The 13150-nt window shown below is 35.9% G+C and carries 13 protein-coding genes and 1 rRNA gene; 8 read left to right on the top strand and 6 right to left on the bottom strand.

Annotated elements, in window-relative coordinates:
- Nucleotides 1-728: ribosomal RNA gene (locus A9G42_RS12995) — 16S ribosomal RNA — on the bottom strand; the annotation flags it as partial.
- Nucleotides 729-1248: 520 nt separating this feature from the next.
- Here A9G42_RS12995 and A9G42_RS14895 point away from each other — a divergent pair.
- A complete protein-coding gene (locus A9G42_RS14895) occupies nucleotides 1249-1431 on the top strand; it encodes a DUF4184 family protein (RefSeq protein ID WP_082212207.1) in 183 nt (60 codons plus the stop codon).
- 504 nt (nucleotides 1432-1935) lie between these two features.
- On the opposite strand, the gene gmhB is transcribed toward A9G42_RS14895, so the two are convergent.
- Nucleotides 1936-2472, bottom strand: a complete 537-nt coding sequence (gene gmhB / locus A9G42_RS12990) for a D-glycero-beta-D-manno-heptose 1,7-bisphosphate 7-phosphatase (RefSeq protein ID WP_065566584.1) — start codon at nucleotides 2470-2472, stop codon at nucleotides 1936-1938.
- A gap of 116 nt (nucleotides 2473-2588) precedes the next feature.
- Here gmhB and metN point away from each other — a divergent pair, with 116 nt between their 5' ends.
- From metN to tsaA, 4 genes are all read left to right on the top strand, one after another.
- Nucleotides 2589-3620 carry a methionine ABC transporter ATP-binding protein MetN gene (metN, locus tag A9G42_RS12985; RefSeq protein ID WP_065587800.1) on the top strand — a complete coding sequence of 344 codons (1032 nt, stop codon included), beginning with the start codon at nucleotides 2589-2591 and terminating at the stop codon, nucleotides 3618-3620.
- Between the two features lie 112 nt (nucleotides 3621-3732).
- Entirely contained in the window at nucleotides 3733-4374 is a 642-nt protein-coding gene (locus A9G42_RS12980) for a methionine ABC transporter permease (protein WP_065566589.1), read from the top strand.
- A 15-nt stretch (nucleotides 4375-4389) separates the two neighbouring features.
- A complete protein-coding gene (gene metQ, locus A9G42_RS12975; RefSeq protein ID WP_065587799.1) occupies nucleotides 4390-5292 on the top strand; it encodes a methionine ABC transporter substrate-binding lipoprotein MetQ in 903 nt (300 codons plus the stop codon).
- A gap of 148 nt (nucleotides 5293-5440) precedes the next feature.
- Nucleotides 5441-6154 (top strand): tRNA (N6-threonylcarbamoyladenosine(37)-N6)-methyltransferase TrmO, encoded by a 714-nt coding sequence (tsaA, locus tag A9G42_RS12970; protein WP_065566581.1) that lies wholly within the window; start codon nucleotides 5441-5443, stop codon nucleotides 6152-6154.
- A gap of 215 nt (nucleotides 6155-6369) precedes the next feature.
- On the opposite strand, the gene hslO is transcribed toward tsaA, so the two are convergent.
- The 3 genes from hslO to A9G42_RS12955 form a co-directional block, all read right to left on the bottom strand.
- On the bottom strand, nucleotides 6370-7233 hold the full coding sequence (gene hslO, locus A9G42_RS12965; protein ID WP_065566580.1) for an Hsp33 family molecular chaperone HslO: 864 nt from the start codon (nucleotides 7231-7233) through the stop codon (nucleotides 6370-6372).
- A 1-nt stretch (nucleotide 7234) separates the two neighbouring features.
- Nucleotides 7235-7630, bottom strand: a complete 396-nt coding sequence (gene hslR / locus A9G42_RS12960; RefSeq protein ID WP_218057004.1) for a ribosome-associated heat shock protein Hsp15 — start codon at nucleotides 7628-7630, stop codon at nucleotides 7235-7237.
- Nucleotides 7631-7737: 107 nt separating this feature from the next.
- A complete protein-coding gene (locus A9G42_RS12955; protein WP_179854654.1) occupies nucleotides 7738-9285 on the bottom strand; it encodes a hypothetical protein in 1548 nt (515 codons plus the stop codon).
- Nucleotides 9286-9582: 297 nt separating this feature from the next.
- Here A9G42_RS12955 and greA point away from each other — a divergent pair, with 297 nt between their 5' ends.
- Complete coding sequence (gene greA / locus A9G42_RS12950; protein ID WP_065566577.1) at nucleotides 9583-10059, top strand: transcription elongation factor GreA; 477 nt, start codon at nucleotides 9583-9585, stop codon at nucleotides 10057-10059.
- 51 nt (nucleotides 10060-10110) lie between these two features.
- Here the strand turns inward: greA and yhbY are convergent, their stop codons facing one another.
- On the bottom strand, nucleotides 10111-10404 hold the full coding sequence (gene yhbY / locus A9G42_RS12945) for a ribosome assembly RNA-binding protein YhbY (RefSeq protein ID WP_065582207.1): 294 nt from the start codon (nucleotides 10402-10404) through the stop codon (nucleotides 10111-10113).
- A 97-nt stretch (nucleotides 10405-10501) separates the two neighbouring features.
- On the opposite strand from yhbY, the gene rlmE reads away from it, so the two are divergent.
- A complete protein-coding gene (rlmE, locus tag A9G42_RS12940) occupies nucleotides 10502-11128 on the top strand; it encodes a 23S rRNA (uridine(2552)-2'-O)-methyltransferase RlmE (protein ID WP_065582208.1) in 627 nt (208 codons plus the stop codon).
- Nucleotides 11129-11204: 76 nt separating this feature from the next.
- Nucleotides 11205-13082 (top strand): ATP-dependent zinc metalloprotease FtsH, encoded by a 1878-nt coding sequence (gene ftsH / locus A9G42_RS12935; protein WP_082212204.1) that lies wholly within the window; start codon nucleotides 11205-11207, stop codon nucleotides 13080-13082.
- Nucleotides 13083-13150: the final 68 nt, after the last annotated feature.

The raw sequence follows: 13150 nt of genomic DNA, 5'->3' as shown, positions 1-13150 counted from the left end.
GCCTTCGCCACCGGTATTCCTCCACATCTCTACGCATTTCACCGCTACACGTGGAATTCTACCTTCCTCTACAATACTCTAGTTAACCAGTTTTAAGTGCAATTCCTAGGTTGAGCCCAGGGCTTTCACACCTAACTTAATTATCCGCCTACATGCCCTTTACGCCCAGTCATTCCGATTAACGCTCGCACCCTCCGTATTACCGCGGCTGCTGGCACGGAGTTAGCCGGTGCTTCTTCTGTAATTAACGTCAATTGTTGCACCTATTAGATACAACACCTTCCTCATCACCGAAAGTACTTTACAACCCGAAGGCCTTCTTCATACACGCGGCATGGCTGCATCAGGGTTCCCCCCATTGTGCAATATTCCCCACTGCTGCCTCCCGTAGGAGTCTGGACCGTGTCTCAGTTCCAGTGTGGCTGGCCATCCTCTCAGACCAGCTAGAGATCGTCGCCTAGGTGAGCCTTTACCCCACCTACTAGCTAATCCCATATGGGTTCATCAAATGGCGCATGGCCCAAAGGTCCCATGCTTTGGTCTCTCAACTTTATGCGGTATTAGCAGTCGTTTCCAACTGTTGTCCCCCTCCATCCGGCAGATCCCCATACTTTACTCACCCGTCCGCCACTCGTCATCAAGTGCAAGCACTCATGTTACCGTTCGACTTGCATGTGTTAAGCCTGCCGCCAGCGTTCAATCTGAGCCATGATCAAACTCTTCAATTTAAAGTTTGATGCTCAATAACTGTCTCTGACATATTCAAATGAATCTTCAGTGTCACTTATCAAGACTTAATTTTTTAGTCCGTAGACTTTATCTTTTGTCTCGTAAGTGCCCACACAGATTGTCTGTTTCTTATTTTTAAAGAGCTAACAGCTTTTTTAAATCAACTAACTTTTCGTCAATTTACTTCGCTGTCTCAAGGGTTGCGTATACTACGCTAACCTTTTTTATTCGTCAAGATCTTTTTTCAAAATTTTTGATCTTACTTTTTTCACTAACTTGCCTCAGCTTTTCGCTGACGCCGTGTCAGTGGATGCGCATTATAGGGACTTTAAAAATTCGCGCAAGAGGTTATTGTGCATTTTATTCTTGTTTGCGTTTTTTTTATTCAAGATGAGCTAAAAACAAACTAAAGTTAGTTATTGTAAATGCAAATTTTAATATCTTTGCTAGTTAATTATATTTTTTATAACAGACAAAATAACTTCAAATTAAATACGCTTTATTAAGTTAGAATAAAAAATGCCTTTTACATTCGCTCATCCTGCTATCATATTACTTCTATATAAGAAACCCCACCTATTTTCTATGACGGCTTTGATTATTGGTAGTATGGCGCCCGATTTTGAATACTTCTTAAGAATGGAGGTAAAAAACACTTTAAATCATAGTCTAGCTGGTATTTTTTATTTGATTTATCAATGACCCTAGTTATTGCCTATATTTTTCATTTTATTGTCCAAAATACTTTAATTAAAAATTTACCTAATTTCTTTTATAAGCGATTTGCTAATTCTTTAATTTTCAACTGGAATAAATATTGCTGTCAGCATTGGGGGGTTGCTTTGTTCAACTTTCAGTTTATTACAAGATACTGTTAATATAGGGAAAATGGAAATTCCAATTTATAAATTATTACAACATGGTAGTTCATTAATCGGTATGAGTTTGGTGGGACTATTTATTATTTACCAATTGTAACATCTAAACAGGATAAAGTTGATTTTCCATATTGGAGCTTAATAGTACTTATTACTTTGCTTATTTTTATATTTGGCAGCTATTCTTTATTCTATAAATCAGCTAGGTATAACTGTTGTTACTTTTATTAGTGCCTGTTTTATTGGATTAACCATTGCCTCACTAAGACTTAAAAGTATCACTTTAATACAGCGTTTAATCTAAACACTGTATTAGTTAAAACCACAATCAAGATTGGTTTTTTATTCTTTTTGGCAGATCAGCCAAACTATCAATAACCCAATCAGCTTGTTCTAATGCTTCTTCTGTTATGGTATCACCCGTTTTTACTAATACGGTTTTTTTAACACCCGCTTTTTTACCCGACAATAAATCAGACACTCTATCCCCAACCATATAGGAATTAGCAATATCAATTTTTAGTTCTTTGGCTGCTGTTTGAATCATACCGGGACTTGGTTTGCGACATTCACAGTTATCAATTAACGGATCATGAGGGCAATAATACACACCATCTAAATCAACACCGCGATCTTGTAGTGACCAATCCATCCATTCTGTCAACGTGTGAAATTGTTCTTCAGTAAATATGTTTCGGGCAATACCTGATTGGTTTGTTGTGATGACTAACAAAAAACCCATTTTCTTGAGCTCTTGCATCGCATCAATAACACCATCAATAAAATGAAATTTATCAATGGTATGCACATAATTATAATCTACATTAATAGTACCATCTCGATCTAAAAAAATAGCTGGTTTCATATTGACTCTTTTCCTTTTAATTTAGGTATTGCTCTACTTCGCATAGCATATTATCGATTGACTTAGATGTCTAGACGTCTTAATATTCGCCTATTCACATTTTATTTTTATATATTATGATACAGTTACAACATATTTCGAAAATATTCGAACATAATAAAACGCCAATTCATGCATTAAAAGACATTACAATACATGTTCCTCAAGGAAAAATTTATGGTGTTATCGGTAAATCAGGGGCAGGAAAAAGCACACTTATTCGTTGTGTTAATCTTCTAGAAAAACCGACTAGTGGTAAAATTTTTTTTGATAATCAAGAAATAACACATCTACCAAATAGAAAGTTAATCAAAATACGTCAAAAGATAAGCATGATTTTTCAACACTTCAACTTACTTTCTTCACGGACAGTATTTGATAATATTGCATTTCCTCTTGAATTAAGCCAAACCCCAAAATCAAAAATCAAGCAAAAGGTTAATGAATTAATTGAATTAGTTGGCTTAGCTGAAAAAGCCGATGCTTATCCTTCCAATTTGTCTGGCGGTCAAAAACAACGTGTTGCCATTGCCCGAGCTTTAGCAAGTGAGCCCAAAGTTTTATTATGCGATGAAGCAACAAGTGCCCTTGATCCTGAAACCACTCATTCAATTTTGGCATTATTAAAAGATATCAACCAAAAATTAGGACTAACCATTTTATTAATCACACATGAAATGGATGTAGTAAAACAAATTTGTGATCAAGTAGCAGTGATCAGCAATGGAGAATTGGTTGAACAATCATCAGTAGGTGAAATGTTCTCACATGCAAAAACAGATATTGCACGACAATTTATTCAATCAACCTTGCATCTTAATATTCCTGATGATTATTTAACAAGGCTATCACCTGAACCAAAAGAAGGGCTCAATCCTTTAGTACGTTTAGAGTTTACGGGAGTTTCTGTCGACTCCCCCTTGTTATCGCAAATTGCTAAAGAATTTGAAATTGATAGTAATATTATTAGTGCACAAATGGATTATGCAGGGGGGGTTAAATTTGGCTTAATGCTAGCAGAAATGAAAGGGAACCCGAAAAGTATGGCACCAGCAATTCAATTTTTAATAAAAAATAATACCCAAGTAGAGGTTCTCGGCTATGTTTGATTTTATTCCTTCCTTTAAACCTTTCGAATCACTATTTCATTATTTATCCCAATACAGCTTTTGGGGTGACTTTGTTGCTTTTTGTTCATCATACAATGGTTTTAATCAAGCTATGCTATTGAAAATGGCACAAGCCACTGATGAAACCCTTTATATGATCTTTCTATCGGGTTTTTGGGGAACAGTGATTGGATTACCTATTGGAATATTGCTTTATACAACACGCAAAGGGCAGATCTTAGATTGCTATATAACTAATAGTGCTATTTCATTTATTACTAATATATTTCGTTCTATTCCGTTCATTATACTAATTGTATGGATTATTCCTTTTACCACGTTGTTAATGGGAACCTTTATAGGTAAACAAGCAGCTGTAGTACCGTTAAGTATTGGTGTATCGCCATTAATTGCACGCATGATTGAAAATGCATTGTTAGATGTACCTAAAGGGTTAATTGAGGCGGCTCGCTCAATGGGAGCAACACCATTTCAAATTATATATAAGGTTTTATTACCTGAATCATTACCTGTAATTGTTAATAGCATGACGATTACCTTAATTACTTTGACAGGATACATTGCGATGGCCGGAGCCGTTGGCGCTGGAGGTCTTGGACAACTAGCTATTCAATATGGTTACAACGGCTACAAGCCTGCTATAATGAATACTGTTTTGGTTATATTAATTATTATTGTCTTTATTATTCAATTTATTGGCAATAGGATTGTTAAACGAGTTACACATCATTAATTTTGGGAGAAATATATGTCTATTAAAAAGCTAGTACTTATTAGCACATTGGTAAGTACATTTTTTTTAACTGGCTGTGATAATAATAAACAACCAGCTACAACAGATAACAAATCAGCAGAGCCTGCTAAAGTAAGTTCTATCAAAGTAGGAGTGATTTCTGGTCCTGAACAAGAGGTTGCCGAAGTAGCTAAACAACAAGCAAAAGATCTTTATAATTTAGATGTTGAACTAGTTATTTTTAACGATTACGTTACACCAAACCAAGCATTAAATGATGGCTTAATTGAAGTAAACGCGTTCCAACATAAGCCTTATTTAGATGAGCAAATAAAAGAACGTGGCTATAAATTAGCTGTTGTTGGAAACTCATTTGTTTATCCAATTTCAAGCTATTCTCGCAAATTAAAACCGATTGAAGAATCAACAGAAACAGGTGAAGGTGTAAAAGTGACATCACCACGCGGTGAAACCTTCTTTATTCCAGCTAATTCAACTATTGCTATTCCTAATGACCCAACCAACTTAGGACGAGCGTTATTATTATTACAACATGAAGGCATGATTACAGTTGATAAATCTAAAGGTTTATTGCCTACTGTACTTGATATCACTAGCAATCCTTACAACTATAAGATCGTTGAACTTGAAGCACCAATGTTGCCACGTTCATTAGATGATGCTCAAGTTGATCTTGCAATTATCAATAACGCCTTTGCAGGGCAAGCCAACTTAACACCAAGTAAAGATGGTATTTTTGTAGAAGATAAAGAATCCCCTTATGTTAACATTATTGTTTCTCGTGAAGCTGACAAAGAGAATGAAAGCATAAAAAACTTTGTTAAAGCATACCAAACTGACGCAGTGGCAGAAAAAGCTAACCAAATCTTTAATGGTGGCGCTATTCGCGGTTGGTAATAACTTACAATAAATACTTATTACTATCAATTCCGCCAGCTTCTGTTATCGGCGGAAAGCTATTAGCATAAAAGCTATTAGCATGAAAACGATTAGCATAAAGAAAATAAACCAATCCACTTAAAAATTTTCTATAAATCAATAAACAATGACATATCAAATAAAGCCAATCGGCATAATCCGTTCCCCTTATAGTGAAAAATTTGCTGTGCCAAGGCAACCTAATTTAGTTAACGCAGGACAAGGCGAGCTTTACTTATTAGCGCCTTACAATGATCCCGTCAGTGTTAAAGGGCTGGAACAGTTTTCACATTTATGGCTATTATTCCTGTTTCACCATATTGCTCCTGAAAAATGGAGATTAACCGTACGCCCTCCGCGTTTAGGCGGCAATAAAACAATGGGAGTATTTGCTACACGTTCGCCATTTAGACCTAACCATATAGGGCTTTCTGCTGTTGAATTAAAAGACATCCTTGTTGAAAATAAACAGGTCATTTTAAAACTAGGTAGCCTAGATTTAGTCGATGGCACACCAATTATTGATATCAAGCCTTATATTCCTTATTGTGACAGCCATTCAGATGCATTTGCAGGATACGCACAATCTACACCAGAAGAAAAGCTAACTGTTACATTTTCACAAAAAGCACAATTAATTTTAGATTTACAAAAACAGGATTATCCTCAGCTCACTGAGCTCATTACCCAAGTTATTTCTCAAGATCCAAGGCCTGCCTACAAACAAAAAAAAATTAATGAACAAACCTATGGACTGACGCTTTACCATTTTAATATTAAATGGAAGATCAGTAATCAACACGCTCTTGTTGAAGATATCTATATAGATAATATATGTTAGTTAGACAAAAATTTAGATCAAATATGTTCTTTATTCTAAATTTTTATTAATGAAAAGCAGGTTTATCAGTGTCTTTAATAAAAAATTACATGAAACTGTTAAAAAAATTGGTATCTTTTGCCAATTCTGATAGACTAAATGCGGGTTTAATTTCCCTATATTTCACTTTGCCACTAAAACTTTATAAGTTTTAGTGGTTCTTTTTATCTGCAATATCAATGATAACTAAAGTTATGTTTGCTTCTCATTTCGGCAATATCGATTGAATCAAATAAATAATGCTTTCCGCAATAATCACAATGAATATCAATTTTGCCGCCCTGTTCAGCTAGAATTTCATCAACCTCATTATTTGGTAAGGTCATTAAGCTATTCTCGCAACGTTGGCGTGAACATCCGCACTTAAAAATAATATCCTGTGTTTCAAAAAGGCGTACGTCTTCTTGATTATATAGGCGGTATAAAATCTCATCAGTCGGAAGCTGAAACAGCTCATCGCTAGTCATTGTCTCAGTTAATGCACTAAGATGCTCAAATGATTCATAGGTGTTTTCATGAGCGGGCAAAACTTGCAATAAAATGCCTGCTGCCATTGGCTTATTATTATACACTCCCGTTTTGACAAATAAGCGCGTTGGCAGTTGTTCCGATTGCATAAAATAGTTTTCGATACAACCAATAAGCGTATCTTTTTCTAAGCCGACAATTCCTTGATAACGCTCACCGTGTTTTGGTGTGATAGTGATAACAACATAACCATTACCTACCATATCTTTAAGCGTCGCATTATCAGCGATCTCGCCGTTAACTCGAGCAACACCACGTAACTGTTGTTGATCATTACCATTCACTACCGCTAAAGATAAAGCGCCATCCCCCTGCAACTGCACAGCAATATCACCTTCAAATTTTAGTGTTGCGGTTAATAAACTGGTTACAACCAACAATTCACCAAGTAATTTTTGTACCGCAATTGGGTATGAATGATTATCTAAAATCGCTTCATACGTCTGCTCAAGACGGGTAATTTCACCACGAATCGGATGATTATCAAATAAAAAACGATTTAAAGTATCCATATTAATTGTTGTCACCTTGTTGCCTATTGTATTTAAATTTAATCAAATCGCGCCGCTCCTTTTTATCAGGTCTTCTATCGGGATGCGGCATTGTCAATGCATTGAGTTTACGTGCTTGTGCCATTGCTTCTCGTTTAACAATACTATCGGCAGTTTCTAGATAAAGTTGTTGAGCTTCAGTAGCAGTTTTTCGTTGCTCGCTAATAGCTAAAATTTGAATTGTTTTTTGATCCAAACCTTGGCGAAGCGTTAAAATGGCCCCAACTTCAACAATTTTACTTGGTTTAGAGCGCTGACCATTATAATGTACCTTACCACCTTCAACCATTTCTCGAGCTAATGAGCGAGACTTATAAAATCTTGCAGCCCAAAGCCATTTATCTAATCTTACAAGCAAAATAACACCCTCATATCATACTAATTGTTGAGCTTTCACACTCAAACACACATAGAAAGCGCATCTTATACATCTTAACCAGTTATATAACGATGCTTTTATAAAAATCAATGCTCAAGATTGATAATATAATCATTTCCCTCGTTTGTCGAAAACACCCCTGCAAAGCTAAATGGTCGAAATTGTCCATGTAAATTAGCTGAATAATTTATCGCTGTTGGAGGTTGCTTTACCAATTTCCAGTCTTCTAACAACGAACTGGTGATATTATATGCATTAAATTTCAAAGATAACGGCTCATTTTGCGACAGATCAATATCTGCTTGGGATTCGATCATGCCACTATTAACTAAAGAGCCAAAAGTTAACAAAGCATGATTTTGAGCATCAAATTTTAGGACCAGATCTGGATAACGAATATCAACTCTATTAAACGAACCTTTTTCTGATTTAAAAAACACAGTTCCTGAAAATATGCCTAATTTTTGATTTTCAGCTAAAACAACATTTGAACCTGAAGCTTGAAAATTATATAGGCTAAACGGAAAATCGCTGTATTTTCTAATTATTAAACTTTGTAAAATATCAAGTTTATCAACTATAATATGCTTAAAAATATCGGGTAACACGGGTAGCTCAAATTTTTCAGGAACGTCATAATTGATATCGGCTAATGTTAATTTCTCTAGCTGTAGGTCATTATCTTTCCATTTTCCAGAAAAATTTATACTGCCTTTATTCCATTTCGCTAACGCTTTTTGAATCGTCACTTCTTGATTATCGGATGATAATTGAACCAATACCGACGAAAATGACTGCTCATGTAAAACAACATTATCAGCATTAAAAGTAAAAGAGCTTTGCTCAAAACGCCACTTATCATCATAACAAAGATTGGTTACTTCAATATTGCCTTTCTCAATTAAAAAATGAGGCAATTGTATACTACTTTCAAGTATTGATAATTGCTTAATAGTTAATTTTGGCAAAATATGGGAATAGTTGCTCCAAAACGCCTCATCTGTTGATTGGAAATTGATATTATGTAACTTTAATTGTTCAATATTCAAACTATTATCAGCGAGCACTTTTAATTTACTCACAAAAAAGCCGTTATTAATATTTCCACCTAAATTAGTAATCGTTGTAACACCATCGCGATGGAACCCTTGAATAAGTAGTGATTTTATTGGAATTTGATTCACTAAAACATCTTGTGAAGAAAAATCAAATTGATATTGACCTGCTCCCGATGAAATAAAAGGTTGAATACCCCCATTAATTTTATTGAATGAAAGTTTGTCTTTTCCATTGTTGACCAGAACATCAACGTTTGAATTAACAAATTTTAGCGTATTACTTGAAAAGGCATAGTGGCCAAAGTGAGTATCAGCAACCGCGCCGTTAATAATGGTAATATAATTAAAGTGAGATAATTGCCAAAGATTGCTTTTATCCAATCCTATCACTAATTTAGGAATATGAATAATTTCTTGCTTATTATCGCTCACAACGACTTCATCAAAAGCCAATTCATAGAAATTTGAAAGCGAATGATGAACGTTGCCTATTGAAATTGTATAAGAACTTAATCTAGATAATTGCTGACTAACTATTTTAGCACCAAAAGAGGTTTGCACAACAAAATAAGACAACAAAACTAAAAGCCAAAAAATGAATAGAAAAATGATGATATAAAATCGTAATCGTCGCATAAATAAATTTAATTGTTATAATGAACTATGAATAATTGCATTACGATAACTGATTTTAACCAAAATAGCACCTCATTGAGTATAAATGATTTGTGGTTAAGTTGGTTTTACAGTTAAGATATAAACTTTCATTATATATTTTTAAATAATAACTGAACAACTCACTTTCCCCCTTCTTTGATTAAGATAAGGGAGAGTTATTTTTATTTACTATAAGTAAAAACGGGAGATACCTAGATGAAACAAATCCCAATGACGGTTAAGGGAGCTGAATTATTACGAGCCGAACTTGAAGAGCTCAAAAATGTCAAAAGACCACAAATAACAGCCGCCATAGCTGAAGCAAGAGCTCACGGCGATTTAAAAGAAAATGCTGAATACCATGCAGCAAGAGAACAGCAGGGCTTTTGTGAAGGCCGTATTCAAGAAATTGAAGGCAAACTTTCACAAGCACAAATTATTGACATAACAAAAGTAAAAAATACTGGGCGTATTATTTTTGGTGCAACAGTAACCGTTATCAATGTAGAAACAGACGAAGAAACAACCTATCGTATCGTAGGTGATGATGAGGCTGATTACAGGCAGAATCTTATTTCAGTCAATTCACCGATTGCTAGAGGTTTAATCGGCAAAGAAGATGGCGATACTGTACAAATTAAAACGCCTGGTGGTGATGTGGAATTTGATATTATTAAAGTGGAATATATCTAATCTTAAATACATTATAAATAACAAACAGGGCTTATAGCCCTGTTGTCGCATTTATTTAGGTAAAGTGATTTTCTTATCTTCACTTGGTCTAAAAATGGTAAAGTTAGAACCCACCAATTGCACTGGCAAAGCCTTTGTTTCACGAATAATAGCATCACAAATAAGCTTCTTCGTTTCGCGATCTTCCGCAGAAACCTTAATCTTAATTAACTCATGGAAATTTAAGGCGTTGTCAATTTCGGCAAGCACTCCCTCGGTAAATCCATTGGCCCCAATCATCACTATAGGTTTTAAATGATGAGCTTCACTTTTTAAATACTGTTTTTGTTTATTCGATAAATTCATTAAATTTTTATCACTTTAAGTTGTAATTTTGCTATTCTACCCTTATATATATTTGTAATCAATGAAGTGACCTCTTTACATTAAGGATTTATTAGCTGTGAGTAATAAAAAACGCTCAGCAAGTTCAACGCGTTGGCTCAATGAACATTTTAATGATCGCTTTGTACAACAAGCACAAAAAAAAGGCCTACGCTCTAGAGCATGGTTCAAACTCGAAGAAATACAAAAAAGTGACAAATTATTCAAACCAGACATTACCGTTGTTGATTTAGGTGCTGCGCCTGGTGGTTGGTCACAATATGTTGCATCACTTATAGGTAACAAAGGTCGCATTATTGCTTGTGATTTGTTACCAATGGATCCTATTGTAGGTGTTGACTTTTTGCAAGGTGATTTTCGGGACGAAGCCGTTCTAAAAGCGTTACTTGAGCGAGTTGGTGAAGAAAAAGTTCAGGTTGTCATGTCAGATATGGCGCCAAATATGAGCGGGCAACCTGCTGTTGACATCCCCAGAGCCATGTATTTAGTAGAGCTTGCATTAGAGATGTGTAGAGATGTGCTTGCGCCTAATGGTAATTTTATTGTCAAAGTGTTTCAAGGTGAAGGATTTGAAGAATACCTAAAACAGGTACGTTTGATGTTTAAAACAGTCAAAATTCGTAAGCCAGAGGCTTCGCGAGCTAGGTCTCGAGAAGTTTATATTGTTGCAATGGGGATGAAGTAGCCAGTTGTATAATTTTGTAGTACCATACTTCGTTAAATTTAGTCGTAACTGTTAATTTTTATGAGAGGTTTTTCTTTTGAACGACATGGTAAAGAATTTACTGATCTGGGGAGTTATTGCTGTAGTATTGATTACTGTATTTAACCAATTCAGTTCAATATCCAATAGCGGACCTCAAGTCAATTATACCCAATTTAATTCCGATATCACAGCTGGTAATCTCCAAGAAGTGCATATTAAAGGACGTGAAATTATTGCCACAACCAAAAATAATGGCAACTACGTCACTTACATCCCTTATTTAGATGAAAAACTAATGGATGACTTGTTAGCCAATAAAGTACCTGTCTATGGTGCACCTGATGAAAGACCAAGTTTAATAATGAGCATATTTATTTCTTGGTTCCCTATCATTTTACTTATTGGGTTCTGGCTCTTTATGATGCGCCAAATGCAAGGTGGTGGTAAAGGTGGTCCAATGTCAGTTGGCAAAAGCAAAGCCAAAATGCTAACGCCAGACCAAGTTAAAACCAAATTTATCGACGTTGCTGGCAGTGAAGAGGCAAAACAAGAAGTCACTGAAGTGGTCGATTTTTTAAGAGATCCAGGTAAATACCAAAAACTAGGTGGACGAATTCCAAAAGGTATTTTAATGGTTGGGCCTCCAGGTACAGGTAAAACATTACTAGCAAAAGCAATCGCTGGCGAAGCCAAAGTGCCTTTTTTCAGCATGTCAGGTTCGGACTTTGTTGAAATGTTTGTTGGTGTGGGAGCATCACGTGTCCGAGATCTATTTGAACAAGCGCGCAAACATGCGCCTTGTATCATCTTTATTGACGAAATTGACGCTGTAGGCCGAAAACGTGGCGCAGGCTCAATGGGCGGGCATGATGAACGTGAACAAACATTAAACCAAATGCTAGTTGAAATGGATGGATTTGAAGCTAATAGTGGCATCATCATTATTGCAGCAACCAACCGAGCTGATATTTTAGATCCTGCCTTACTCCGTCCAGGTCGTTTTGACCGCCAAGTACAAATTGGCTTACCGGATATGAAAGGTCGAGAACAAATTCTTGCAGTGCATGTGCGTAAAGTGCCTCTAGGATCTGATGTTGATTTATCGGTACTAGCACGTGGAACGCCGGGCTATTCTGGTGCAGAATTAGCGAATTTAGTCAATGAAGCGGCTTTATTTGCTGCACGTCGCAATAAGCGTGTGGTCACAATGGATGAATTTGAAGAAGCTAAAGATAAAATTAACATGGGCACGGAAAGACGTTCATTAACCATGACTCAAGAGCAACTTATTTCAACCGCTTATCATGAAGCAGGACATGCCATTATTGGCTACTTAATGCCTGATCATGATCCTATCCATAAAGTCACCATTATTCCACGTGGGCGCGCACTTGGTGTAACCTTCTTCCTACCTGAAGGTGATCGTGTTAGTGAAAGTCGTGAAAAACTGGAAGGCGATATTGCAACCCTTTATGGTGGACGACTTGCAGAAGAACTCATCTACGGTGCCAATAAAATTTCTACTGGTGCATCAAATGATATAAAAGTTGCCACACAATATGCACGAGCGATGGTAACACAATGGGGATTTTCTGAACGCTTAGGTCCATTATTTTACGAAACCGATGATAATTCATACGGACGACCAAAAGATATTTCTGACGAAACAGCTAGAATTATCGACGAAGAAGTCAGAGCCATTATCGATCGTAATTATCAACGAGCTCGTCAAATATTAACTGACAATATCGATATCCTTCATGCAATGAAAGATGCACTAATGAAGTATGAAACCATTGGAGCAAAACAAGTTGCAGATTTAATTGCACGTCGCCCGATTACAGCGCCTGATGATTGGACTGAAAGTGACGAACACGCAGCAAGCAAAATACCCAATGAAGGAAGTGACATACCGCCTCAATCAAAAGGTTAATAAGCTCAAATAAAATATAACGCGCTACGGCGCGTTTTTTATCGGTAAAATAAAAATAGATGATAAGT

Source organism: Gilliamella sp. Nev6-6 (assembly GCF_001690605.1).
In the GTDB taxonomy this organism is placed as follows: domain Bacteria; phylum Pseudomonadota; class Gammaproteobacteria; order Enterobacterales; family Orbaceae; genus Gilliamella; species Gilliamella apicola_C.
This window is presented reverse-complemented; position numbering and strand designations above follow the sequence as displayed.